Here is a 24,185-nt window from a genome sequence, read left to right as displayed (position 1 = left end):
TTTGCTGCGCCGCAGCAGATCTGGCCGGGGCAGTCATCGATAGAGCAGGGGTTCGAAATCTGCAAAAGCGCTTGCATACTAGCGTTGCGCCCGATAGCATCTTACTCAGTTTGTGTACGAGCGTACTATTTTTGTTTGCCACCCAAAAAAACATATTAAGAGACGAGGCACAGGATGGAGAAAATTTGGCTGCAGTCGTACCCCCCCGGCGTGCCGGCGGAGATTGATCCGAACCAATACCGCTCGCTGGTGCATCTGCTGGAGGAGTCTTTCCAGAAGTATGCGGACCGCAACGCTTACGTGTGCATGGATAAATTCCTCACGTATGCCGAGCTGGACAGCTACTCGAAGCGCCTGGCGGCCTGGCTGCAAAGCCGCAGCCTGAAAAAGGGCGCGCGCGTGGCGGTGATGATGCCCAATGTGCTGCAGTACCCGATCGCCATCGCGGCCATCCTGCGCGCCGGCTATACCGTGGTCAACGTCAATCCGCTGTACACGCCGCGCGAGCTGGAGCACCAGCTGAACGACTCCGGCGCCGAAGCCATCCTCATCCTCGAAAACTTTGCCACTACGCTGGAGCAGGTGCTGCCGCGCACCAAGGTCAAGCATATCGTGGTGGCCAGCATGGGCGAAATGCTGGGCGGCCTGAAGGGCGTGATCGTCAACTTCGTGGTGCGCAACGTGAAGAAAATGGTGCCGGCCTTCTCGCTGCCGAACGCGGTGCGCTTCAAGGACGCGCTGTCGCAGGGTGCGGGCATGAAGTTCGTGCCGGTGGACCTGCAGGCTTCCGACGTGGCCTTCCTGCAGTACACGGGCGGCACCACCGGCGTGTCCAAGGGCGCCACGCTGACCCACCGCAACATCGTGGGCAACCTGCTGCAGAACGAAGCCTGGGCGCAGCCGCGCCTGAAGACGCTGCCGGCCAGCGAGCCGCTCACCATCGTCTGCGCGCTGCCGCTGTACCACATCTTCGCGCTGACGGCGTGCGCCATGTGGGGCATGCGCATGGGCGCGATGAACATCCTGATACCTAATCCGCGCGACATCGGCGGCTTCATCAAGGAACTGTCCAAGTACAAGTTCAATATGCTGCCGGCCGTGAACACGCTGTACAACGCGCTGGTGAACCACCCCGAGTTCGCCAAGCTGGACTTCTCCGGCGTGGTGATCTGCAATGGCGGCGGCATGGCGGTGCAGCAGGCCGTCAACGACAAGTGGCTGAAGGTGACCGGCGTGCCGATAATCGAAGGCTACGGCCTGTCCGAGACCTCGCCCACGGCCACCTGCAACCGCGCCGACGGCACCGAGTTCACCGCCACCATCGGCCTGCCTGTGCCGTCGACCGACATCGCCATCCTGGACGACGACGGCAAGGAAGTGGCGCTGGGCCAGCCGGGCGAGATCGCCATCCGCGGCCCGCAGGTGATGGCGGGCTATTGGAACCGCCCGGACGAAACCGCCAAGGTCATGACGCCGGACGGCTACTTCAAGTCCGGCGACGTGGGCGTGATGGACGCGCGCGGCTATGTGAAGATTGTGGACCGCAAGAAGGACATGGTGCTGGTGTCCGGCTTCAACGTCTACCCGAACGAAGTGGAAGGCGTCATCGCCGCCCATCCCGGCGTGATGGAGTGCGCCTGTGTCGGCGTGCCGGACGAGCATTCCGGCGAGGCGGTGAAGGTGTTCGTGGTGCGCAAGGACCCGAACCTGACCGTGGACACGCTGATGGCCTACTGCAAAGAAAACCTGACCGGTTACAAGAAGCCGAAATACATCGAGTTCCGCGACGAGCTGCCGAAGACCAACGTCGGCAAAATCCTGCGCCGCGTGCTGCGCGACGAAGTCGTGGGCCAGAAGAAGGCTGCTTAACACTGCCGGCCTGCAGGTGCAACCGCCTGCAGGCCAGGCGGTTTTTTTATCGAATAATGATTGAACGAGGCTACAGATGGACAAGATTTGGTTGAATTCCTACCCCGAAGGCGTACCTGCGGAAATCGACAACACGCAATACAGCTCGGTGACGCATTTGCTGGAGGAGTCTTTCCGTCAGTACGCCGACCGCAACGCCTATGTCTGCATGGACAAGTTCCTGACCTACCGCGAAGTGGACCAGATGTCCCGCCAGCTGGGCGCCTGGCTGCAAAGCAAGGGCCTGCAAAAAGGCGCGCGCGTGGCCATCATGCTGCCCAATGTGCTGCAATATCCGGTGGCCATGGCCGGCATCCTGCGCGCCGGCTACACGGTGGTCAACGTCAACCCGCTGTACACGCCGCGCGAGCTGCAGCACCAGCTGAATGACTCCGGCGCCGAAGCCATCATCGTGCTGGAGAACTTCGCCACCACGGTGGAGCAGGTGCTGGCGAACACCAAGGTCAAGCACGTGATCGTGGGCAGCATGGGCGACCTGCTGGGCGGGCTGAAAGGCGCCATCGTCAATTTCGTGGTGCGCAATGTGAAGAAGATGGTGCCGGCCTACTCGCTGCCGAGCGCGGTCAGCTTCAAGAAAGTGCTGGCCGAAGGCTCGCGCATGACGCTGCAGCCGGTGCAGCTGGGCCATGAAGACATCGCCTTCCTGCAGTACACCGGCGGCACCACCGGCGTTTCCAAAGGCGCCGTGCTGCTGCACCGTAATGTGATCTCCAATGTGCTGCAGAACGAAGCCTGGCTGGGCCTGGACACCAGCGGCAAGCAGGTGGTGTTCGTGTGCGCGCTACCGCTGTACCACATCTACTCGCTCACCATCAGCGCCTTCATGGGCATGCGCTTCGGCGGCCTGAACATCCTGGTGCCGAACCCGCGCGACATTCCCGGCTTCGTCAAGGAGCTGGCCAAGTATCCGGTGGTGGTGTTCCCGGCCGTGAACACGCTGTACAACGCGCTGCTCAACAACCCCGACTTCGCCAAGCTGGACTTCTCCAGCTACAAGGTGTGCAATGGCGGCGGCATGGCCGTGCAGCAGGCCGTGGCGGACCGCTGGCTCAAGCTCACCGGCACGCCGATCATCGAAGGCTACGGCCTGTCCGAGACCTCGCCGGTGGCCACCGCCAACCGGGTCGACATCAAGGAATTCACCGGCACCATCGGCCTGCCTATCCCCTCGACCGAAATCAAGATCCTGGACGACGACGGCGTGGAAGTGGCGCTGGGCCAGCCGGGCGAAATCGCCATCCGCGGCCCGCAGGTGATGGCGGGCTACTGGCAGCGTCCGGAAGAAACCGCCAAGACCATGACGGCGGACGGCTTCTTCAAGACCGGCGACGTCGGCATCATGGACGAGCGCGGCTACACCCGCATCGTGGACCGCAAGAAGGACATGATCCTGGTGTCCGGTTTCAACGTCTACCCGAATGAAGTTGAAGGCGTGGTGGCGGCGCATCCGGGCGTGCTGGAAGTGGCGTGCATCGGCGTGCCGGACAAGAATTCCGGTGAAGCGGTCAAGCTGTTCGTGGTGCGCAAGGACCCGAACCTGACTGCCGAAGACATCCAGGAATTCTGCAAGCACGAACTGACGGCCTACAAAAAGCCCAAATACATCGAGTTCCGCGACGAGCTGCCGAAGACCAACGTCGGCAAAATCCTCCGCCGCCAGCTGCGCGACGAAAAGCAAGCCGCCTAGTTTTTGAAAAAACAAAAAGGGGTCAGGGTTAATTAAAAGTGCAACTTTTAATTAACCCTGACCCCTTTTTCCTTTTTCTTTTGCGGAAACGGTGAAGGAGGCGAGGGGGGCGATGGGGCTGGCGGGGTTGCGGACGTCGGCCAGGCCCTGGAACAGCACGCCGCTGCGCTCGGGGCGGATGTCGAACAGCATGTAGCCGCGCTTGTCGCTGCGGCCGTATTTGAGCTGCGGGTTCATGTCGACGTATTGCTGGGTGCGCGCCTGCGGCCGCGAGCTGGAGGTGATGGAGGTGCCGCAGAACTCGCTGGCCAGCACCGGGTTGCCGGGGCCGGCCGGGCGGCGCGCGTCGCGCGTGAGCTCGGCGGCGTAGAAAGTGTGCACGTCGCCGGAGAGCACCAGCGGGTTGGCCGCGCCGCTCGCTTCGAGCGCGTCGTACAGGCGCTGGCGCGCGGCTGGATAGCCGTCCCAGCCGTCGGTCCAGTAGCGGCCGTCGCCGTCTTTTTCCAGCGCCACCTGGCTGCTGCCCGCCATCAGCGTCTGCTGCGCCAGGATGTTCCAGCGCGCTTTCGATTCCTTCAGCCCCTGCTCCAGCCAGCGCTGCTGGCCGGCGCCCAGCATCTCGCGCGCGGGGTCGCGCAGCTCGGCGCACTCGCGCCAGTAGACGGAACTCGAGCCGCCTCGCCCCACGGTGCAGGCTTGCGGCGTGCGGTACTGGCGGTTGTCGAGCACGTGGAAGCGCGCCAGCCGGCCCCAGTCGTAGCGCTGGTGCATGCGCAGCGAGCCGTAGCCGCCGTTTTGCAGGTCGAGCCGGATGGGCTGGTGCTCGTAGTAGGCCTGGTAGGCGGCGGCGCGGCGCGCGGCGAAGCTCGGGGACAGGCGTTCGTCGCGCTCGCCCGCGTAGTCGTTGGCCACTTCGTGGTCGTCCCAGGTGAGTACCCACGGCGCGGCATGGTGGGCCGTTTGCAGGTCGGGGTCGCTCTTGTATTGGGCGTAGCGGGCGCGGTACTGCTCCAGCGTAAAGCTTTCGTCCACCCGCTTTGCGCTCTGCGGATGCTGGCGCTGGTAGGGGCCCCATTCGTAGATGTAGTCGCCGAGGAAGGCCACCAGATCGGGCGCGGCGGCGGCGATGTGGCGGTGCGCGGCGTAGCTGCCGAATTCCCAGTGCTGGCAGGAGGCTACGGCCAGCTTGAGCGCGGACGGCATGCTGTCCGGCGCGGGCGCGGTGCGGGTGCGGCCCACGGGACTGACGGCGTCGCCCAGCATGAAGCGGTACCAGTACCAGCGGTCCGGTTCCAGGCCCGCCGCGTCCACGTGCACGCTGTGCGCCAGTTCGGGCGCGGCCAGCGCCGTGCCCTTGGCGGCGATGCTGCGGAAGGCTTCGTCGCGCGCCACTTCCCAGCGCACGCTGAAGGCCAGCGGCGGCATGGCGGCGGCGTTGAACGGGTCGTACAGGATGCGGGTCCACAGCACCACGGCGGTGGGCAGCGGCGAGCCGGAGGCCACGCCGAGGGAGAAGGGATAGCCGGCTTGCTGCGGGCCGCGTTCGGGCGCGCTGCGGGCCAGCGTGGCGCCGGCCGCCGTCATGGCCGCCAGCGCCGACAGCCGGGCGCCGCCCAGCAGCAGGATGCGGCGCCCCGGCTGCATGCGGCTTAGAGCAGCGATTCCAGCGGCGGCACCTGGCGCGGCTTGCGGTCCGGGCCGGTGGCGACGTAGGTCAGCGTGGCTTCGGTCACCTTGACGGTGCAGGCCTGTAGGCGGTTGCGCTCGGCGTACACTTCCACGTTGACGGTGATGGAGGTGTTGCCGACCTTGATGATATCGGCGTAAAAGGACAGCAGATCGCCGACGAAGACCGGATTTTTGAATACGAAGGAATTCACCGCCACGGTGGCCACGCGGCCGTTGGCGCGCCGGGTGGCGGGCAGGGAGCCGGCGATGTCCACCTGGGCCATGATCCAGCCGCCGAACACGTCGCCGTAGACGTTGGCGTCGGAAGGGGCGGGCATCACGCGCAGTTCGGGCATTTTCCCCGGCGGCAGGCCGCGCCGCTCGGGGGCCCGCAGCGCTTGCTGCTGCTGCGTGGCGGAGGGGACTGTGGTGTTTTCAGGCGTGGTCATCGTGAAGTCTCGCTAAGGGCTACAATTGGGATTGATTGTAAACCACGGAAGCCTCGTTCCACCATGCGCCGCTCAGCCACCTCTACCCCACCTCCGCCAGACGCCGCCGGCAAGCCGCCGCGCAGCGATATGGCCACCCTGAAAACCCTGATCCCCTATCTGTGGGTGTACAAATGGCGCGTGCTGCTGGCGCTGCTTTGCCTGATCGGCGCCAAGCTGGCCAACGTCGGCGTGCCGGTGGTGCTGAAAAAGCTGGTGGACGACATGACCATCACGCCGTCCCACCCGCAGGCGCTGCTGGTGCTGCCGCTGGGCGCGCTGGTGGCTTACGGCCTGCTGCGCCTGTCCACCACGGTGTTCACCGAGCTGCGCGAATTCCTGTTCGCGCGCGTGACGCAGCGCGCCGTGCGCACCATTGCGCTCAAGGTGTTCCGCCATCTGCATTCGCTGTCGCTGCGCTTCCACCTGAACCGCCAGACCGGCGGCATGACGCGCGACATCGAGCGCGGCACGCGCGGCGTCGGTTCGCTGATCTCGTACACGCTGTTCAACATCCTGCCCACGCTGGTGGAGATTACGCTGGTGCTGGGCTACCTGGTCACGCATTACGACATCTGGTTCAGCGCCATCACCTTTGTGGCGCTGGTGTCCTACATCGTGTTCACCATCACCGTGACCGACTGGCGCACCCACTTCCGCCGCACCATGAACGACCTCGATTCCAAGGCCAACACCAAGGCCATCGACTCGCTCATCAACTATGAAACCGTGAAGTACTTCGGCAACGAGGACTACGAGGCCAAGCGCTACGACGAGGGCCTGCAGCGCTACGAGTCGGCGGCGGTGAAGTCGCAGACTTCGCTGTCCCTGCTGAACACGGGCCAGTCGCTGATTATCGCCACCGCCGTCACGCTGATACTGTGGCGCGCCACGCAGGGCGTTATCGACGGCAAGATGACCCTGGGCGACCTGGTGCTGGTGAACGCCTTCATGATCCAGCTCTACATTCCGCTCAACTTCCTGGGCGTGATCTACCGCGAGATCAAGCAAAGCCTGGCGGACATGGAGCGTTTGTTCTCGCTGCTGGACCAGAACCGCGAAGTGGCGGATGCGCCGGACGCGAAGGCGCTGCACACGCAGGGCGCGCAGGTGCGCTTCTCGCACGTGGACTTCAGCTACGAGTCCAAGCGCCAGATCCTGTTCGACGTGGACTTCACCATCGCGGCCGGCACCACCACGGCGGTGGTGGGACACAGCGGCTCCGGCAAGTCCACCCTGTCGCGCCTGCTGTACCGCTTCTATGAGGTGAACCAGGGCGCGATCACCATCGACGGCCAGGACCTGCGCGCGATCACGCAGGACTCGCTGCGCCACGCCATCGGCATCGTGCCGCAGGATACGGTGCTGTTCAACGACACCATCGAGTACAACATCGCCTACGGCAAGCCCGGTTCCAGCAAGGAGGACATCGTGGCGGCAGCCAAGGCGGCGTCCATCCACGACTTTATCGCCAGCCTGCCGGACGGCTACGCCACCATGGTGGGCGAGCGGGGGCTGAAGCTGTCCGGCGGCGAGAAGCAGCGCGTGGCGATTGCGCGCACGCTGCTCAAGAACCCCGCCATCCTGATCTTCGACGAAGCCACGTCGGCGCTGGACTCGAAGGCCGAGCAGGCCATCCAGGCGCAGCTCAAGGAGATCGCCAAGCACCGCACCACCATGGTGATTGCGCACCGACTTTCCACGGTGGTGGATGCGGAGCAGATCATCGTGCTCGACCACGGCCGCATCGTGGAGCGCGGCACGCACCAGTCGCTGCTGGCCGCCGATGGGCTGTACGCCCAGATGTGGCAGCGGCAGCAGGCCAAGGTGGAAGAGGAAGTGGAGTAAGGCTTACAGGCAGGTCTCCACGTAAGCCACCGCAGGCTGCATGCCGGCGCGGATCTTGGTGATGGCCTTGCCGTCTTCCTCCATGATGATGGCCGCCTTGCCGTCGCCACTGCTGGCGGTGAGATAGTGGCCTTCGGGCAGGTATTTGTGCGGTCCCACCGCCAGCGCGGGCGCCTTTTTCTTCGCCGCGTCCAGCGTGTCGCCGCTGGCGATACCCAGGCTGTTTGCGACGCCGGCGTCCGCGTCGGCGCGCGTGATCTTGCCCTGTTCAACCATGAAGCGCACGCCCTGGATGCCGGGGAAGCGCACCATGCTGCACGCCGGGTCGTTGGCCCCCAGCGCTACGCTCTTCGCGCCCAGCTTCTGTTCCACGTCCGGCAGCTGCGCGCCGAAATGCACCGGGCCGTAGCCCTCGAAAGACAGCACCGGCGCGGCGCCAGCGGATGGCGCGGCAGGCTGCGGCGCCTTCGAGCAGGCGGCGAGTATCAGTAGTGCTCCAAGTGGCAGGTATCGCATGGGGGGCTCCCGTTGTGCTGACGCCGCCATGCTAGCAGGGCGCAGCGAATCCGCGCGCCCCAATGAAAAACGGCCCGGACGCAATCGCGTCCGGGCCGTCATGGCCTGGGCGGAGCCGGCGCCGTGTTACGGCAGCGGCGAATCCGACAGATCCTTGTCCAGCGGGGCAACCAGCTCGCCCTCCCACTTGGCCACCACGGCGGCGGCTACGCCGTTGCCGATGACGTTGGTGGCGGAGCGCGCCATGTCCAGGAAGTGATCGATGCCGAGCAGCAGCAGCAGGCCCGCTTCCGGAATGTTGAACTGGCCCAGGGTGGCGGCAATCACCACCAGCGACGCGCGCGGCACGCCGGCGATGCCCTTGGAGGTCAGCATCAGCACGGCCATCATGGCCAGCTGGGTGCCGAGCGGCATTTCAATGCCGTAGGCCTGGGCGATGAACACGGTGGCGAAGGTGCAGTACATCATCGAGCCATCCAGGTTGAAGGAATAGCCGATCGGCAGCACGAAGGAGGCGATGCGGTTGCGCACGCCGAAACGCTCCAGGCCTTCCAGCGTTTTCGGATAGGCCGCTTCGCTCGACGCGGTGGAGAAGGCCAGCAGCGCCGGGCCTTTCAGTTCGCCCATCAGGGCAAAGATGCGGCGGCCCAGGAAGATGAAGCCGGCCAGGATCAGCAGGCCCCACAGCACGCCTATGCTCAGGTAGAACTCGGCCATGAACACGCCGTAGGTGCCCAGCACGCCGACACCGCTTTTGGCGATGGTGCCTGCCACGGCCGCGAACACGGCCACCGGCGCAAAGCTCATCACGTAGCCGGTGACTTTCAGCATGATGTGGGCGATGCCGTCCACCGCGTCGATCAGCGGTTCGGCCTTGACGCCCACCGCAGCGGCGGCGGTGCCGAAGAACAGCGAGAAGATCACGATCTGCAGGATTTCATTCTTGGCCATGCCGTCCACGATGGAGGCCGGCACCAGGTGGGTGATGAATTCCTTCAGCGACAGGCCGGAAGCGGCGATGCCGGAAGGTGTGGTCACCGCAGGCAGGTGGCCCACCAGCGCGTCGCCCGGACGGAACAGGTTGACCATGACGAGGCCCAGCAGCAGCGACATGACGGAGGCGATGAAGAACCAGCCCAGGGTTTTCAGGCCGATGCGGCCCACTTCCTTGGCGTCGCCCATGCGCGCAATGCCGACCACCAGCGTGGCAAATACCAGCGGAGCGATGATCATCTTGATCAAACGCAGGAAGATGGTGGTCAGATAGGACATATACTCGGCAAAGGCGCCGGGATTGGCCAGGCTGACATTGGCGAAATACCCCACGACGATGCCCAGCACCAGGCTTACCATGATGTAGGTTGTCAAATTATTGCGTGTTTTCATAGGCGGGGTTTCCTGTGGTAGTGTCTCTAAACTGCGCGCCATTGGGTAAATGGCCGGTAGAATGTTGTTGGTCTGATTAATAACTGTGCAAGTGTCGCAGTATCCTTGCGCGCCTGATGCGTGTCAAGGCAACTGTGTCGCGCGGAGTACATCGCGCGCAATACTGCCTGCGGGGGCGAATTTTAAACGCAAAAAATGATAGCCATAAAAAATCTCAACAAATGGTATGGCCAGTTCCAGGTGCTCACCGACTGCAGCACCGACGTGGCCAGGGGCGACGTCATGGTGATTTGCGGCCCGTCCGGCTCGGGAAAGTCCACTTTGATCAAGACCGTCAACGGCCTGGAACCGTTCCAGCAGGGCGAAATCATCGTCGACGGCACCTCGGTCGGCGCCAAGGGCACGGACCTGCCGGCGCTGCGCGCGCGCATCGGCATGGTGTTCCAGAATTTCGAGCTGTTCCCGCATCTGTCGGTGCGCGATAACCTCACGCTGGGCCAGATCAAGGTGCTGGGCCGCAGCAAGGACGAGGCCAATGAGCGCGGCCTGAAATACCTGGACCGCGTGGGCCTGCTGGCGCAGCAGGACAAATTCCCCAGCCAGCTGTCCGGTGGCCAGCAGCAGCGGGTGGCCATTGCGCGCGCGCTGTCCATGGACCCGATCGCCATGCTGTTTGACGAGCCGACGTCGGCGCTGGACCCGGAAATGATCAATGAAGTGCTGGATGTGATGGTGGGCCTGGCGCAGGAAGGCATGACCATGATGGTGGTTACCCACGAAATGGGCTTTGCGAAGAAGGTGGCCAACCGCGTGGTGTTCATGGACCAGGGGCGCATCCTGGAGGACTGTTCGAAAGACGACTTCTTCGGCGCGCCGCGTTCCGAGCGCGCCAGGGACTTTTTGGCGCGCATTATTCATTAGGCGGCGCTGGCGGGTTACGCGCTCTGCGCTAACCCGCCCTACGGGCCGACATCTTGTAGGGCGGGTTAGCGCGCAGCGCGTAACCCGCCATTGTGGCGCCTCACGTTGTTGAACTTCTTACCGGAGGAATCATGACGTTGAAAACACTGCTGGCTATCCTGACATGCGCGGCTTCCGTTTCGGCCGCAGCGCAAGAACTCACCGGCACCCTGGCCAAGATCAAGCGCACCGGCGCCATCACACTGGGCGTGCGCGACGCGTCGGTGCCGTTTTCCTACCTGGACGACAAGCAGCAATACCTGGGCTACTCGGTCGACCTGTGCATGAAAATCGTCACCGCCGCGCAGAAGCAGCTGGGCCTGACGTCGGTGAAGGTGACCATGAATCCGGTCACGCCCGCCAACCGCATTCCCCTCATGGCCAACGGCACCATCGACCTTGAATGCGGCTCCGCCACCAACAACGCCGAGCGCCAGAAGCAGGTGGCCTTCGCGCCCACCATGTTCGTGGTGGCCAACAAGCTGCTGGTCAAGAAGGGCTCCGGCATCCGCAGCCTGGCCGACATGAAGGGCAAGACCCTGGTGGCCACCGCCGGCACCACCACGCTCAAGCAGATGACCATCCTGAACAGCGAGATGAACCTGGGCATGACCATCATGATAGGCAAGGACCATCCCGAGTCCTTCCTGATGCTGGAAACCGGCCGCGCCGCCGCGCAGGCCAACGACGATATCCTGCTGGCCGCGCAGGTGGCCGCGTCCAAGAATCCCGGCGACTACGAGATCACCAAGGAGGCGCTGTCGGTCGAGCCCTACGGCATCATGCTGCGCCGCGACGACCCCGCCTTCAAGCAGCTGGTGGACGCCACGCTGACGCGCTTCTACCAGAGCGAGGACTTCAAGAAGCTGTACGACAAGTGGTTCATGTCGCCCATCCCGCCCAAGGGCATCAACCTGAATTTCCCCATGCCGCCGCAGTTGCAGGCCGTGCTGGCCAAGCCGACGGATTCGCCCGATCCGGCCGCCTATGTGGCCAGTGCGGCGGCGGTGCCGGCCGCGCAGCAAGCCGCCGCCAAGAAGAAGAAATAAGCCGGCGCGGGCGTCCACAGCATGAACTATCACTGGAACTGGCGCATCTTCTGGGAGGACTCGCCGGACGGCGTCCACACCTACTGGGAGACGCTGGTGGACGGCCTGCAATGGACGCTGGCCGCGTCGCTGTGCGGCTGGATCATGGCGCTGGCGCTGGGCGTATTGATCGGCACCGCGCGCACCTTGCCGCCCACGCGCAGCGGCGCGCTGCTGCGCCGCCTCGGCACCGCCTACATTGAACTGTTCCGCAACGTGCCGCTGCTGGTGCAGATGTTCCTGTGGTACTTCGTCATGCCCGAGCTGGTGCCGGCCGATACCGGCGCCTGGCTCAAGTCGCTGCCGAACGCGCCCTTCGTCACCGCCGTGATTTCGCTCGGCTTCTACACCTCGGCGCGGGTGGCGGTGCAGGTTACGGCCGGCATCGAGGCCTTGTCCGGCGGGCAGGGCACGGCGGCGCTGGCGCTGGGCCTGTCGCGCTGGCAGGCCTACCGCTACGTGCTGCTGCCGCTGGCTTTCCGCATCATCCTGCCGCCGCTCACCAGCGAATTCCTCAACATTATCAAGAACAGTTCCATCGCGCTCACCATCGGCCTGATCGAGCTTACCGCCAGCGCGCGCGCCATCCAGGAATTCTCCTTCCAGGTGTTCGAGGCGTTTTCCGCAGCCACGCTGATCTACGTCACCGTGAACATCATCGTGGTGGGGCTGATGCACCTGGTCGAACGCAAGCTGGCGCTGCCCGGCACCTTGCAGTCCGGCGGGGGACGTTGAGATGTTCGCCGGCTTTGACTTCGACGTCATCGGCCGCTCCTGGGCCTACCTGTTCCAGGTCGGCATGCTGTTCACGCTGGAGCTCACCGTATTCGCCATGCTGGGCGGCGTGGTGCTGGGCACCCTGCTGGCGTTGGGGCGCCTGTCGTCCATCCGCGCGTTGTCCCTGCTGGCCGCAGGCTATGTGAACCTGATGCGCGCGGTGCCGCTGGTGCTGGTGATCTTCTGGTTCTACTTCCTGGTGCCCTATATCGGCGCCTGGATTATCGGCTCGCCCGAGCCGGTGAAGGTGGGCGCGTTCTGGTCCGCGCTGATCACCTTCATCCTGTTCCAGGCCGCCTACTACTGCGAGATTATGCGCGGCGGCATACAGTCCGTGGCGCGCGGGCAGATGCTGGCGGCGCAGGCGCTGGGCATGGGCTACTGGCAGGTGATGGGCCACGTGATCCTGCCGCAGGCCTTCCGCAATATGCTGCCGGTGTTGCTCACTCAAACCATTGTGCTGTTCCAGGACGTGTCGCTGGTGTACGTGCTGTCGGTGGCGGACTTCGTCGGCGCCGCCAGCAAGGTGGCGCAGCGCGACGGGCGGCTGGTGGAAATGTATCTGTTCGTGGCGGTGGTGTATTTCGTGGCCTGCAGCGCCCTGTCCTGGCTGGTGCGCCGCCTGCAGCGCAAAGTGGCCATCATCCGGTAATATGCGCGCACTTGAATTTTTAGGGAGCCGCCATGCCATCGATGAAAACCCTCTCCGCCGCGCTGCTCGCGCTTGGCCTGCTCGCCAGCGCGCACGCCGCCGACAAGATCGCCGCCGACCTGGTGCTGACCCAGGCCACGCTGATCGACGTTGCCGCCGGCAAGGCCGTCAAGGGCAAGTCCGTGGTGCTCAAGGGCGACACCATCCTGGCCGTGGTGGACGACAAGGCGCTGAAAAACTACGCGCCGAAAAAGACCATACGCCTGCCCGGCAAATACCTGATGCCCGGCCTGTGGGACACGCATATGCACTTCGGCGGCGGCCCCGAGCTGATCGAAGAAAACAAACAGCTCATGCCGCTGTACCTGGCGCACGGCATCACGGCGGTGCGCGACTGCGCGGGCGACCTGGCGGACACGGTGCTGGACTGGCGCGCGCAGGTGGCGTCGGGCAAGATGAGCGGCCCCACCATCTTCACGTCCGGCCAGAAGCTGGAAGGCTACAAGCCGCTGTGGAAGGGCACCATCGAAGTCGGCACGCCGGCCGAAGTGAGCGCCGCGCTGGACAAGCTGCAGGGCCAGAAAGTGGACTTCGTGAAGATCACCGAAAACACCCTCGCGCCGGCCATGTACCTGGAAGCGCTGAAGCAGGCCAGGGACCGCGGCATGCGCACGTCCGGCCACATCCCCGTGCAGCTCACGCTGGGCACCATGTTCGACGCGGGCCTGGGCACGGTGGAGCACCAGTCCTACCTGCTGCGCGCCGCCACGCCGCGCGAAGCCGAGCTGACCGCGCAGGTGGCCGACGGCAAGCTGACCGGCCGCGAAGCCGTGAAACTGAGCCTGGAAAGCTACGACGAAGCTACCGCGCGCGCCGCCTTCAAGCGCATGGCCGCCGCAGGCACCGCCGTGGTGCCCACGCTCTACGGCTCCTACGTCACCGCCTACCTGGACAAGAACGACCATAGCAAGGACGCCTACCTGCAATACATCGGCAAAGGCCTGCGCGCCACCTACGACTGGCGCGTGCAGCGCGCCGCCAAGGACGGTCCGGAAGCCATCGCCCTGCGCCACGCCATCTTTGAAAAGTCCGCCTCGCTGCTGCCGATACTGGCGCAGGAGGGCGTCAGCATTGTCGCCGGCACGGACGCGGGCTTCCTGAACTCCTTCGACTACCCCGGCCAGGCGCTGCATGACGAAATCGGCCTGTACGTGAAATACGGCCTCACGCCGGCGCAAGCGCTGCAAAGCGCCGTCGTCGCCGGTCCGCGTTTCCTGGGCAAGCTGGACCGCTACGGCAGCGTGGCCGAAGGCAAAGCCGCCGACCTGCTGGTGCTGGACGCGGACCCGCTGCAAGACATCGCCGCCACCCGCCGGATCCGCATGGTGGTCAGCCGCGGCGCCCCCTACGACCGCGCCGCGCTCGACAAGATGCTGGCCGATGTGAAAGCCTGGGTGGCTGCGCAGCCATAAGCTGCGGCGGGTATTTCACGCCATGAACGGGTAAAATGGCGGCATTCCTCACTGAGAGCAGCCGCCATGTCCAACATTGCAACCCCAGACAGCATCACCATCATCCGCCCAGACGACTGGCATTTGCACCTGCGCGACGGCGCCACCATGGCCAGCGTGCTGCCGCACAGCGCGCGCCAGTTCGGCCGCGCCATCGTCATGCCCAACCTGAAGCCGCCGGTCACCACCGTGGCCGCCGCCGAAGCCTACCGCAGCCGCATCCTGGCCGCGCTGCCGGCTGGCGTGCAGTTCGAGCCGCTGATGACGCTGTACCTGACCAATAACACCGAGCCGGACGAAATCCGCCGCGCCGTCGACAGCGGCTTTGTGCACGCCGTGAAGCTGTACCCGGCAGGCGCCACCACCAACTCGGACGCCGGCGTGACCGACCTGAAAAACTGCTACAAGACGCTGGAAGTGATGCAGGAACTGGATCTGCCTTTCCTGGTGCACGGCGAAGTGACCGATCCGGACGTGGACGTGTTCGACCGCGAGGCCGTCTTCATCGAACGCGTCATGCGTCCGCTGCGCAAGGACTTCCCGGAACTGAAAGTGGTGTTCGAGCACATCACCACGCGCCAGGCCGCCGAGTACGTGGCCGAAGCGGAAGGCCCTATCGCCGCCACCATCACCGCGCACCATCTGCTGTACAACCGCAACGAGATCTTCAAGGGCGGCATCCGTCCGCACTACTACTGCCTGCCTATCCTGAAGCGCGAAGAGCACCGCCTGGCGCTGATGACGGCCGCCACCAGCGGCGACGAGCGCTTCTTCCTGGGCACCGACTCCGCGCCGCACCCGCAAGGCCTGAAAGAGCACGCCTGCGGCTGCGCCGGCTGCTACACCGCGCTGCACGCGATGGAGCTGTACGCCGAAGCCTTCGAGCGCGCCGGCGCGCTGGACAAGCTGGAAGCCTTCGCCAGCCTGAACGGCCCTGCCTTCTACAACCTGGAGCCGAACGCAGGCACCATCACCCTGCGCCGCGAACAATGGACGCTGCCTGCCACGCTGCCGCTGGGCGACCTGGAAGTGGTGCCGCTGAACGCGGGCGAAACCATCAACTGGAAGATGGCCTGAGGCCTGTAGCCAGCGTGTTTTCAGCAATCGACTGGGCGCGCCCCTGGCTGCATTCGGTGCGCGCCGCCGCTGCGGCGGCGGGCGTCGATACGGATTTTGAATCGGACTCCGGCGCGGCCAGCATCATCCCCTTCTTCAGCGCGCAAGCAAGCGCGCGAAAATTGTGCAATCATCAAGGGCTGCCGCTGGCCTTCGTGCCGCAGAGTGCGCTGCCGGAAGGCGTGGCCTACGAGGAGTTCATCGGCGCCACGGGCGGCGTACCCACGCGCGAAAACCTGCACGACTTCTTCAACGCGCTGGTGTGGCTCAGCTTCCCGCTCATCAAGCGCCAGCTGAACGCCCTGCAGGCCGCGCAGATCGCGCAGGACGGCGTCGGCAAATCGCGCGGCCCGGCCCGCGACGCCGCCACGCTGTTCGACGAGAACGCCGCGCTGCTGGTGGTGCGCGACTGCGAGCAGGGCAGGGCGCTGGTGCAGGCGCTGCGCGGCCACGAATGGCGCGCGGCCTTCGTCGAGCTGCGCGCGCTGTTCGGCACGGACGCGCAGGTCTGGCTGTTCGGCCATGCGCTGATGGAAAAGCTGGTGGCGCCGTACAAGGCCATCACCGCCCACACGCGCATCGTGATGGCGGACGACGGCTACTTCGCGCTGGACCGCGCCGGCCAGCAAGCCTGGCTGGACGCGCAAGTGGCGCAAGCGCTGGCGCAGGAAGGGCTGAGCAAAACGGGCTTCACGCCGCTGCCGGTGCTCGGCGTGCCCGGATGGTGGCCGCAGCAGGACGAAGAATTTTATAGCGACGCGGCGGTCTTCCGCCCGAAACGAAAACCGAACGAACACGGCGTCAAAACCGTACCAACACCGTAGGGCGGGTTAGCGCGCAGCGCGTAACCCGCCAAGCGCCGCCCGAGCGGCAGAAAGTGAAAAGACAATGGACAAGGTAATCCGCTGGGGCATTCTGGGCACGGGCAAAATCGCCAAGGCGATGGCTGAAGGCCTGCGCGACACCGATGGCGCCGAATTGGTAGCGGTAGCATCGCGCACCATGGAGGGCGCGCAGCAGTTCGGCGCCGCATACGGCGTGCCGCGCTGCCACGGCAGCTACCAGGCGCTGGCCGATGACCCGGACGTGGACGTCATCTACATCGCCACGCCGCACCCCATGCACTACGAGAACGCCATCATGTGCCTGAACGCGGGCAAGGCCCTGCTGGTGGAAAAATCGTTCACCATCACGCGCTGGCAGGCCGAGGAAATCGTCGCCCTGGCGCGCGCCAAAAAACTGTTCATGATGGAAGCGATGTGGAGCCGCTTCATGCCCGCCATCGTGGAAGCCAAGCGCATCGTCGACAGCGGCGAGATCGGCAAGCCCGCCGGCGTGACGGCGGACTTCGGCTTTGCCGCCAGCGCCGGTCCCGAGCACCGCCTGTTCAACCCCGAGCTGGGCGGCGGCTCGCTGCTCGACCTGGGCATCTACCCGCTGTCGCTGTCGGCCTTCTTCCTCGGCCCCGTGGCCTCGGTGCAGGCAGTGGGCGAACTGGGCGCCACCGGCGTGGACGTGCAGGCCTCGTTCACGCTGCAGCACGAAAGCGGCGCGGTTTCGTCCTGCCTCTCCAGCCTGCGCGCCGCCTCGCCGTGCGAACTGACCATCTCCGGCGACAAGGGCTATGTGCGCCTGAACTCCCGCTTCCACTACACCAACTCCATCACCGTGGGGCTGCTGGACGGCAGCAAGACCGAATTGCATATTCCGCGCAGCGGCAACGGCTACCCGCATGAAGCGGCCGAGGTGGTGCGCTGCCTGCGCGCAGGCCTGCTGGAAAGCCCGGTCATGCCGCTGGACGAAAGCGTAGCGCTGATGGGCATACTCGACACCATGCGTGCCCAGATCGGCGTGCGTTACAGCGCCGACTCGCAGCGCTAAGCACAACAGGTAGCACAACAAAAAACAACCAGGGGACCAGCCATGTTCACATCCGACCGCGCGCCGTCGCTCAAATCCGTGCTGCTTGCCAGCGGCGTCGTGCTGACGCTGGCCATGGGCGTGCGCCACGGCTTCGGCTTCTGGATGCAGCCCATCTCGGAAGCCAACGGCTGGACCCGCGAGACCTACTCGCTGGCGCTGGCCTTGCAGAACCTGATGTGGGGCGCCTTCGGTCCCTTTGCCGGCATGGCGGCGGACCGCTTCGGCACCATGCGCGTGGTGCTGGCCGGCGCGGTCAGCTATATGGCGGGCCTGGTGTGGATGGCGCTCGTTACGCAGCCCACGCTGTTCATCGTCGGCTCAGGCGTGTTCATCGGCCTGGGACTGGCCTGCACGGCGTTTGGCGCGGTCAGCGGCATCATCGGCCGCGTGGCGCCGGTGGAGCGGCGCTCATGGGCTTTCGGCGTATCCGGCGCTGCCAGCTCCTTCGGCCAGTTCCTCATGATGCCGCTGGAGCAGTACCTGATTTCCTCGGTGGGCTGGCAGAGCGCCTTCTACCTGCTGGCGGCGGCGGTGATTATCGCCATGGTGCCGATGGCTTTCTTCCTGCGCGAGCCGCCGGTGGTCCATGCGGGCAGCGCGCAGCAGAGCATAGGCGAGGCTTTCGGCGAGGCGCTGCGCAACCGCTCCTTCCTGTTCCTGGTGGCGGGCTATTTCGTGTGCGGCTTCCAGGTGGTGTTCATCGCGGTGCACCTGCCGGCCTACCTGAAGGACAAGGGCGTGACCGATCCCAGGATCGCCGTGATGGCGCTGGCGCTGATCGGCCTGTTCAATATTTTCGGCTCCTTCTACGCTGGCAAGTGGGGCGGCATGGTGCCCAAGCGCTACCTGCTGTCCGGGATCTACTTCATCCGTTCCATCGTGATCACGCTGTTCCTGCTGGCGCCCCTGTCGTCCATATCGGTGTACTTGTTCGCGGCTGCGATGGGCTTTATCTGGCTGTCCACGGTGCCGCTCACGAACGGCATCATCGCGGGCATTTTCGGCGTCAAGCATATGTCCATGCTGGCGGGCGTGGTGTTCTTCTCGCACCAGATAGGCAGCTTCCTCGGCGTGTGGCTGGGCGGCTATCTGTTTGCCTTGCAGGGCAATTACAACGTGGTGTGGGGGATTGCGATCGCGCTGGGCGTGATGGCGGGGCTGGCGAATCTGCCGGTGGACGAACGCGCTCTGGCGCGCGGTGCGCTCAAGCCCGCGTAGCCTGATGAAAACCTGGCTGATACGGGCGGCGGTGGCGGGCGCGCTTGCGCTTGTGTTCCTGGCTTATTTGCGGCCGGACTTCTTGCTGGACTTGGGCGCGCGGTTCGTGATGTGCTTCTGAGACGAGGCCTTGGAGGATTTGGCTTTGTCGGATTTGCCGGTCTTGCCGGTTTTTTCCGTTTTGGCGCCTTTGCCCGATTTACCTGCCTTGCCGGCTTTGGCCGGCGCCACGTAGGGCGCTTTGGTGACAAAGCTGCCGTCGGTGGAGGTGTACTGCTTTGCGCTCAGCGCGGAGGGCAGTGCGGTTTCTTCCAGGCCGGCCAGCAGGTTTTTCGGATCGGTGCGGGCGCCGTTGTAGAACGCTTCCAGGTGCAGGTGCGGGCCGGTTGAGTGCCCGGTCTTGCCGGACTGGCCGATGGATTGGCCTGCCACCACTTCGTCGCCCACTTTCACGTCGCGCGTGTTCAGGTGCGCGTACAGCGATTTGAAGCCGTTCAGGTGTTCAATCACCACCACTTCGCCGTATTTCTTGTCGCCTTCGTAGCGGTTGGTGGAGGCCACCACCACGCCGCTGTCGGTCGCCTTCACGGGCGTGCCGACCGGGGTGGAGATGTCCACGCCGCCATGGGCGCGGCGGCCGCGCAACGCGCCGAAGAAGCTGCTCACGCGCGCTTTCGCGCTTTCCAGGGGCCAGAGCCATTTCGACTTGGCCGACTTGTCCGCCGCTGCCGGCGCCGGAGTTGGCGCCGTCACGGGCACAGGCACGGCGGCAGGGGCCGCTGCGCCGGCGGGGGCTGCCGACGGCGTGGCCGCCGCCGTTGTCATGGCCGCCGTTGCCGCGCCTGCGGCCTGCTGCTCTGCGTGTGCGGACTGGGCCAGCTGCAGGCAGGCTGCGGCTACGGCCAGGGACAGGAGGGAAGTGGAAATTTTGCGCATAAGGTGGGCGAGTTTCGCACAGCCTGTTCCCGCTTGCAACTTTTTACAAGTTTTACACTTTCAGGAATTCTTCCCGTCCGCCCAGCCACCGTTCCAGGTGGGTTTCCACGATTTCCGCGCTGCCCGGGTCGTGCAGCAGGGCGTGGGCGGTGTCGCGCGCCTGGTCCACCAGCCAGCCGTCGGTTTCCAGGTCGGCGAAGCGCAGCATGGCCTGGCCGCTCTGGCGTGAGCCCAGGAATTCGCCCGGACCGCGTATCTCCAGGTCGCGCCGTGCGATCTCGAAGCCGTCCGTGGTTTCGCGCATGGTCATCAAGCGCTGCTTGGCGATCTGGCCCAGCGGGCTTTGATACAGCAGCAGGCACACGCTGGCCGCCGAGCCCCGGCCCACGCGCCCGCGCAGCTGGTGCAGCTGCGACAGGCCGAAGCGCTCGGCGTGCTCGATCACCATCAGCGAGGCGTTCGGCACGTCCACGCCCACCTCGATCACGGTGGTGGCCACCAGCACCTGCATCTCGTTGGCGCTGAAGGCGTCCATGATGGCCTGCTTCTCGGCGGGCTTGAGGCGGCCGTGCACCAGGCCCACGTTCAGGTCCGGCAGCGCTTCGGCCAGCAGCTGGTGGGTCTCGGTGGCGGTCTGCAATTGCAGCGCTTCGGATTCCTCGATCAGCGGGCAGACCCAGTACACTTGCCGCCCCTCCTGCGCCGCCGCGTGCACGCGGGCCACCACCTCGTCGCGCCGGTTCTGGTCGATGGCGCGCGTGACGATGGGCGTGCGGCCCGGCGGCAGCTCGTCGATCACGGACACTTCCAGGTCGGCGTAATAAGTCATCGCCAGCGTGCGCGGGATGGGTGTGGCGGACATCATCAGCTGGTGCGGAATGGCGCCCTCGTTGCCCTTGTTGCGCAGCGTGAGGCGCTGGCCCACGCCGAAGCGGTGCTGCTCGTCCACGATCACCAGGCCCAGGTTCTCGAACCGCACCGTGTCCTGTATCAGCGCGTGGGTGCCGATTACCAGCCGCGCCTCGCCGGATTCCACCAGTTCGGTGGCCAGCGTCTTTTCCTTTTTCTTCAGGCTGCCCGTCAGCCACACCACCTTCACGCCCAGCGGTTCCATCCACGCGGCGATCTTGCGGAAGTGCTGGTCGGCCAGGATCTCGGTGGGCGCCATCAGCGCGGCCTGGTAGCCGCTGTCGATGGCTTGCGCTGCCGCCAGCGCGGCCACCACGGTCTTGCCCGCGCCCACGTCGCCCTGCAGCAGGCGCTGCATCGGGTACTGCTGGCGCAGGTCGGCGCGTATCTCGTCCAGCACACGCTGCTGCGCATTGGTCAGCTTGAAGGGCAGCGCGGCCTGGAAGGCTTTCGACAGCTGGCCCACTTTCTTTAGCGCGGCCGCGCCCTTGGAGCGGCGCGCCTGCTGCGCGCGCTTCAAGGACAGCTGCTGCGCCAGCAGTTCGTCGAACTTCACCCGCGTCCAGGCAGGATGCGAGCGGTCCATCAGCGCGTGCTCGTCCACTTCCGGCGTGGGGTAGTGCAGCAGGCGCACGGCGGGTTCAAAGTCGCTCAGGTGCATGCGCCGCACCAGCTCCGCAGGCAGGGTGTCGGTCCAGTCCACGCGCTTCATGGCGTCGGTGATGGCGCGCCGCAGGATGTACTGCGGCAGGCCTTCGCCGGACGGGTAGACCGGCGTGAGGGAGGCGGGTAGCGGCGCGCCTTCGTTGATGACTTTATAAACCGGGTGCACCATCTCGGCGCCGAAGAAGCCATGCTTCACTTCGCCGCGCGCCCGTATCCGCGTGCCCTCGGCCAGCTGCTTGACCTGGCTGCCGTAGAAATTCATGAAGCGCAGCTGGATGTCGCCCGTTTCGTCTGCGATGTGCACCAGCAGCTGGCGGCGCGGCTTGAAGCCGATTTCGTTCTTCGTGACCACGCCTTCCACCTGCCAGGTCTGCCCGCCGCGCAGGCAGGCGTCGGCGATGGTGAAGACCTGCGTTTCGTCCTCGTAGCGCATGGGCAGGTGCAGCACCAGGTCCATATCGGTGCGCAGGCCCAGTTTGGCGAGCTTGGCTTCGGCGTTGGCGGCGGTGAGCTTGCCGCCGCTTTTGCGTACGTTAGCTGGTGGTTTTTTGACAGGTTTTTGCGTCGGTACGGGCATATTTCAGATGCTTTGCGGGCTACTAGCGTAAAATAGAGGGTTGCCCAACAGTTTCAGAAGTGCGTCATGTATTCTCTATCAGATTTCGATTTTAACTTGCCACAGGAGCGCATAGCGCAATTTCCGCTGCCGGACCGCAGCGCATCGCGCCTGCTGCACGTGGACGGACAAGGCGCAGCCTTCGCGCTGCACGACCGCCAGTTCACCGATATCCTGGACCAGCTCCAGGCCGGCGACCTGCTGGTGATGAACGACACCCGCGTGCTGAAAGCCCGTTTCTTCGGCGTCAAGGACAGCGGCGGCAAGGTCGAGGCCCTGGTTGAGCGCGTGCTGGACACCCGCACCGTGCTGGCCCAGGTGCGCGCCTCCAAGTCGCCCGGCCCCGGCGTGAAGATACGCCTGGCGGACGCTTTCGACGTCACCGTCGGCGAGCGCGCCGGCGAGTTCTACACCCTGCACTTTGAAGACGACGTGTTCGAGCTGATCGAAGCGCACGGCCGCCTGCCGCTGCCGCCCTACATCGAGCACGCCGCCGACGAATTCGACGAAACCCGCTACCAGACCGTGTTCAACAAGGTGCCGGGCGCCGTCGCCGCGCCCACGGCCGGCCTGCACTTCGACGAAGCGCTGCTGCAAAAGCTCAGGGACAAGGGCGTGAACTTCGCCTACGTCACCCTGCACGTGGGCGCCGGCACCTTCCAGCCGGTGCGCACCGAGAACCTGGCCGAGCACAAGATGCACACGGAGTGGTACACCATGCCGCAAGCCACGGTGGACGCGGCCCGCGCCGCCCGCGCCGCCGGCCGGGACGTGGTTGCCGTGGGCACCACCAGCCTGCGCGCACTGGAATCGGCCTCGCAGGGCGGCGCGCTGGAAGCGGGCAGCGGCGACACCAACCTGTTCATCACGCCCGGCTACCAGTTCAAGACGGTGACCCGGCTGATTACCAATTTCCACCTGCCGAAATCGACCCTGCTGATGCTGGTGTCGGCTTTCGCCGGTTTTGACGAGATCCGCCTGGCCTACGCCCACGCGATCGCCAACGAATACCGCTTCTTCAGCTACGGCGATGCGATGCTGCTGACCACGCAAGCCCGAGCACACTAAGGATTACTATGCTGGAATTTAAACTCATCAAGACCGACACCACCGGCTTGACCAAGGCCCGCCGCGGCACCGTGAAACTGAACCACGGCGAGGTGCAGACCCCGATTTTCATGCCGGTCGGCACCTACGGCTCGGTGAAAGCCATGTCGCCGCTGGAGCTGAAGGAAATCGGCGCCCAGATCATCCTGGGCAATACCTTCCACCTGTGGCTGCGCCCCGGCAACGACGTGATGTCCAAGTTCGGCGGCCTGCACGGCTTCATGGGCTGGGACAAGCCCATCCTGACCGACTCGGGCGGCTTCCAGGTGTTCTCGCTGGGCGATATGCGCAAGATCACGGAAGAGGGCGTGCACTTCAATTCGCCCATCAACGGCGACAAGCTGTTCCTGTCGCCGGAAATCTCGATGCAGATCCAGCGCGTGCTGAACTCGGACATCGTGATGCAGTTCGACGAATGCACGCCGTATGAAATCGACGGCCGTCCGGCCACGGTGGACGAGGCGGCCAAGTCCATGCGCATGTCGCTGCGCTGGGCGCAGCGCTCCATGGACGAGTTCAAGCGCGGCGAAAACCCGAACGCGCTGTTCGGCATCGTCCAGGGCGGCATGTTCGAGAACCTGCGCGACGAGTCGCTGGCCAAGCTGGAAGAGATCGACTTCCCCGGCCTGGCCATCGGCGGCCTGTCGGTGGGCGAGCCCAAGGAAGACATGATGCGCGTGCTGGCCCACGTCGGCCCGCGCCTGCCGGCCAACAAGCCGCACTACCTGATGGGCGTGGGCACGCCGGAAGACCTGGTGGCCGGCGTCTCGAACGGCATCGACATGTTCGACTGCGTGATGCCGACCCGGAATGCGCGCAACGGCTGGATCTTCACCCGCTTCGGCGACATCAAGATCAAGAACGCGCGTTATAAAGAAGACACGCAGCCGCTGGACGAAACCTGCTCCTGCTACGCCTGCCGCAACTTCTCGCGCGCCTATCTGCACCATCTGCACCGCTCGCAGGAGATCCTGGGCGCGCGCCTGAACACCATCCACAACCTGCATTACTACCTCGACATCATGCGCCAGATGCGCGAGGCGCTGGACGAGGACCGCTTCCCGGCGTGGGTGGCGCAATTCCAGGCCGACCGCGCCCGTGGCGTGTGACGTGGCGCGGAAGCTGCAAACTTGTAAAAACATTTATAGGCCCAACATAGCCCAAACGTCTAGCCAGGACCGGCC

Annotated in this window: 20 protein-coding genes; 14 read left to right on the top strand and 6 right to left on the bottom strand. The window is 65.1% G+C overall.

Going from position 1 to position 24,185, the window contains the following annotated elements; translation table 11 throughout:
- The first annotated feature begins 174 nt into the window (after window positions 1-174).
- Together GTP77_RS05155 and GTP77_RS05150 are read left to right on the top strand one after the other, a co-directional pair.
- Window positions 175-1,869 carry a long-chain fatty acid--CoA ligase gene (locus GTP77_RS05155; RefSeq protein WP_161071096.1) on the top strand — a complete coding sequence of 565 codons (1,695 nt, stop codon included), beginning with the start codon at window positions 175-177 and terminating at the stop codon, window positions 1,867-1,869.
- A gap of 76 nt (window positions 1,870-1,945) precedes the next feature.
- The gene (locus GTP77_RS05150; RefSeq protein ID WP_161071095.1) at window positions 1,946-3,616 is read left to right on the top strand and encodes a long-chain fatty acid--CoA ligase; all 1,671 of its coding nucleotides are present in this window, start codon (window positions 1,946-1,948) and stop codon (window positions 3,614-3,616) included.
- A 51-nt stretch (window positions 3,617-3,667) separates the two neighbouring features.
- Here the strand turns inward: GTP77_RS05150 and GTP77_RS05145 are convergent, their stop codons facing one another.
- Together GTP77_RS05145 and GTP77_RS05140 are read right to left on the bottom strand one after the other, a co-directional pair.
- Entirely contained in the window at window positions 3,668-5,260 is a 1,593-nt protein-coding gene (locus tag GTP77_RS05145; protein WP_161071094.1) for an alkaline phosphatase D family protein, read from the bottom strand.
- A 5-nt stretch (window positions 5,261-5,265) separates the two neighbouring features.
- Window positions 5,266-5,733, bottom strand: coding sequence for an acyl-CoA thioesterase (locus tag GTP77_RS05140; RefSeq protein ID WP_371869327.1), 468 nt, complete (start codon window positions 5,731-5,733; stop codon window positions 5,266-5,268).
- Window positions 5,734-5,796: 63 nt separating this feature from the next.
- On the opposite strand from GTP77_RS05140, the gene GTP77_RS05135 reads away from it, so the two are divergent.
- On the top strand, window positions 5,797-7,620 hold the full coding sequence (locus GTP77_RS05135; protein WP_161071093.1) for an ABCB family ABC transporter ATP-binding protein/permease: 1,824 nt from the start codon (window positions 5,797-5,799) through the stop codon (window positions 7,618-7,620).
- A gap of 3 nt (window positions 7,621-7,623) precedes the next feature.
- Here the strand turns inward: GTP77_RS05135 and GTP77_RS05130 are convergent, their stop codons facing one another.
- Together GTP77_RS05130 and GTP77_RS05125 are read right to left on the bottom strand one after the other, a co-directional pair.
- The gene (locus tag GTP77_RS05130; RefSeq protein ID WP_161071092.1) at window positions 7,624-8,136 is read right to left on the bottom strand and encodes a hypothetical protein; all 513 of its coding nucleotides are present in this window, start codon (window positions 8,134-8,136) and stop codon (window positions 7,624-7,626) included.
- Between the two features lie 126 nt (window positions 8,137-8,262).
- A complete protein-coding gene (locus GTP77_RS05125) occupies window positions 8,263-9,522 on the bottom strand; it encodes a dicarboxylate/amino acid:cation symporter (protein WP_161071091.1) in 1,260 nt (419 codons plus the stop codon).
- Window positions 9,523-9,717: 195 nt separating this feature from the next.
- Between GTP77_RS05125 and GTP77_RS05120 the strand changes: the two genes are divergently transcribed.
- From GTP77_RS05120 to GTP77_RS05080, 9 genes are all read left to right on the top strand, one after another.
- On the top strand, window positions 9,718-10,443 hold the full coding sequence (locus GTP77_RS05120; protein ID WP_161071090.1) for an amino acid ABC transporter ATP-binding protein: 726 nt from the start codon (window positions 9,718-9,720) through the stop codon (window positions 10,441-10,443).
- A 131-nt stretch (window positions 10,444-10,574) separates the two neighbouring features.
- A complete protein-coding gene (locus tag GTP77_RS05115) occupies window positions 10,575-11,531 on the top strand; it encodes an amino acid ABC transporter substrate-binding protein (protein ID WP_161071089.1) in 957 nt (318 codons plus the stop codon).
- 21 nt (window positions 11,532-11,552) lie between these two features.
- Window positions 11,553-12,305 carry an amino acid ABC transporter permease gene (locus GTP77_RS05110; RefSeq protein WP_161071088.1) on the top strand — a complete coding sequence of 251 codons (753 nt, stop codon included), beginning with the start codon at window positions 11,553-11,555 and terminating at the stop codon, window positions 12,303-12,305.
- Between the two features lies 1 nt (window position 12,306).
- Window positions 12,307-12,999: an amino acid ABC transporter permease gene (locus GTP77_RS05105; protein ID WP_161071087.1), complete on the top strand. Its 693-nt coding sequence runs from the start codon at window positions 12,307-12,309 to the stop codon at window positions 12,997-12,999.
- Window positions 13,000-13,031: 32 nt separating this feature from the next.
- Window positions 13,032-14,471, top strand: a complete 1,440-nt coding sequence (locus tag GTP77_RS05100; protein WP_187358607.1) for an amidohydrolase family protein — start codon at window positions 13,032-13,034, stop codon at window positions 14,469-14,471.
- 66 nt (window positions 14,472-14,537) lie between these two features.
- Window positions 14,538-15,587 (top strand): dihydroorotase, encoded by a 1,050-nt coding sequence (gene pyrC / locus GTP77_RS05095; protein WP_161071086.1) that lies wholly within the window; start codon window positions 14,538-14,540, stop codon window positions 15,585-15,587.
- A 14-nt stretch (window positions 15,588-15,601) separates the two neighbouring features.
- Entirely contained in the window at window positions 15,602-16,450 is an 849-nt protein-coding gene (locus GTP77_RS05090; RefSeq protein WP_161071085.1) for a DUF3025 domain-containing protein, read from the top strand.
- 64 nt (window positions 16,451-16,514) lie between these two features.
- Window positions 16,515-17,507: a Gfo/Idh/MocA family protein gene (locus GTP77_RS05085; RefSeq protein ID WP_161071084.1), complete on the top strand. Its 993-nt coding sequence runs from the start codon at window positions 16,515-16,517 to the stop codon at window positions 17,505-17,507.
- A gap of 42 nt (window positions 17,508-17,549) precedes the next feature.
- Window positions 17,550-18,767, top strand: a complete 1,218-nt coding sequence (locus GTP77_RS05080; protein WP_161071083.1) for an MFS transporter — start codon at window positions 17,550-17,552, stop codon at window positions 18,765-18,767.
- A gap of 63 nt (window positions 18,768-18,830) precedes the next feature.
- Here GTP77_RS05080 and GTP77_RS05075 read toward each other — a convergent pair whose 3' ends face one another.
- Window positions 18,831-19,703 (bottom strand): M23 family metallopeptidase, encoded by an 873-nt coding sequence (locus GTP77_RS05075; protein ID WP_161071082.1) that lies wholly within the window; start codon window positions 19,701-19,703, stop codon window positions 18,831-18,833.
- 52 nt (window positions 19,704-19,755) lie between these two features.
- On the bottom strand, window positions 19,756-21,855 hold the full coding sequence (gene recG, locus GTP77_RS05070; protein ID WP_161071081.1) for an ATP-dependent DNA helicase RecG: 2,100 nt from the start codon (window positions 21,853-21,855) through the stop codon (window positions 19,756-19,758).
- Window positions 21,856-21,921: 66 nt separating this feature from the next.
- Here recG and queA point away from each other — a divergent pair, with 66 nt between their 5' ends.
- Window positions 21,922-22,962: a tRNA preQ1(34) S-adenosylmethionine ribosyltransferase-isomerase QueA gene (gene queA / locus GTP77_RS05065; RefSeq protein ID WP_161071080.1), complete on the top strand. Its 1,041-nt coding sequence runs from the start codon at window positions 21,922-21,924 to the stop codon at window positions 22,960-22,962.
- 8 nt (window positions 22,963-22,970) lie between these two features.
- Window positions 22,971-24,110: a tRNA guanosine(34) transglycosylase Tgt gene (tgt, locus tag GTP77_RS05060; protein WP_161071079.1), complete on the top strand. Its 1,140-nt coding sequence runs from the start codon at window positions 22,971-22,973 to the stop codon at window positions 24,108-24,110.
- Window positions 24,111-24,185: the final 75 nt, after the last annotated feature.

The organism is Pseudoduganella aquatica, from assembly GCF_009857595.1.
Taxonomy (GTDB): Bacteria; Pseudomonadota; Gammaproteobacteria; order Burkholderiales; family Burkholderiaceae_D; genus Rugamonas; species Rugamonas aquatica_A.
This window is presented reverse-complemented; position numbering and strand designations above follow the sequence as displayed.

Bases quoted from the DNA above. Each gene is read 5' to 3' on its own strand.
- pyrC (WP_161071086.1), top strand. From the start codon at position 14,538: ATGTCCAACATTGCAACCCCAGACAGCATCACCATCATCCGCCCAGAC.
- GTP77_RS05125 (WP_161071091.1), bottom strand. From the start codon at position 9,522: ATGAAAACACGCAATAATTTGACAACCTACATCATGGTAAGCCTGGTG.
- GTP77_RS05145 (WP_161071094.1), bottom strand. From the start codon at position 5,260: ATGCAGCCGGGGCGCCGCATCCTGCTGCTGGGCGGCGCCCGGCTGTCG.
- tgt (WP_161071079.1), top strand. From the start codon at position 22,971: ATGCTGGAATTTAAACTCATCAAGACCGACACCACCGGCTTGACCAAG.
- GTP77_RS05115 (WP_161071089.1), top strand. From the start codon at position 10,575: ATGACGTTGAAAACACTGCTGGCTATCCTGACATGCGCGGCTTCCGTT.
- GTP77_RS05140 (WP_371869327.1), bottom strand. From the start codon at position 5,733: ATGACCACGCCTGAAAACACCACAGTCCCCTCCGCCACGCAGCAGCAG.
- GTP77_RS05120 (WP_161071090.1), top strand. From the start codon at position 9,718: ATGATAGCCATAAAAAATCTCAACAAATGGTATGGCCAGTTCCAGGTG.
- GTP77_RS05135 (WP_161071093.1), top strand. From the start codon at position 5,797: ATGCGCCGCTCAGCCACCTCTACCCCACCTCCGCCAGACGCCGCCGGC.
- GTP77_RS05085 (WP_161071084.1), top strand. From the start codon at position 16,515: ATGGACAAGGTAATCCGCTGGGGCATTCTGGGCACGGGCAAAATCGCC.
- GTP77_RS05075 (WP_161071082.1), bottom strand. From the start codon at position 19,703: ATGCGCAAAATTTCCACTTCCCTCCTGTCCCTGGCCGTAGCCGCAGCC.
- GTP77_RS05150 (WP_161071095.1), top strand. From the start codon at position 1,946: ATGGACAAGATTTGGTTGAATTCCTACCCCGAAGGCGTACCTGCGGAA.
- queA (WP_161071080.1), top strand. From the start codon at position 21,922: ATGTATTCTCTATCAGATTTCGATTTTAACTTGCCACAGGAGCGCATA.
- GTP77_RS05100 (WP_187358607.1), top strand. From the start codon at position 13,032: ATGCCATCGATGAAAACCCTCTCCGCCGCGCTGCTCGCGCTTGGCCTG.
- GTP77_RS05105 (WP_161071087.1), top strand. From the start codon at position 12,307: ATGTTCGCCGGCTTTGACTTCGACGTCATCGGCCGCTCCTGGGCCTAC.
- GTP77_RS05080 (WP_161071083.1), top strand. From the start codon at position 17,550: ATGTTCACATCCGACCGCGCGCCGTCGCTCAAATCCGTGCTGCTTGCC.
- GTP77_RS05155 (WP_161071096.1), top strand. From the start codon at position 175: ATGGAGAAAATTTGGCTGCAGTCGTACCCCCCCGGCGTGCCGGCGGAG.
- GTP77_RS05110 (WP_161071088.1), top strand. From the start codon at position 11,553: ATGAACTATCACTGGAACTGGCGCATCTTCTGGGAGGACTCGCCGGAC.
- recG (WP_161071081.1), bottom strand. From the start codon at position 21,855: ATGCCCGTACCGACGCAAAAACCTGTCAAAAAACCACCAGCTAACGTA.
- GTP77_RS05130 (WP_161071092.1), bottom strand. From the start codon at position 8,136: ATGCGATACCTGCCACTTGGAGCACTACTGATACTCGCCGCCTGCTCG.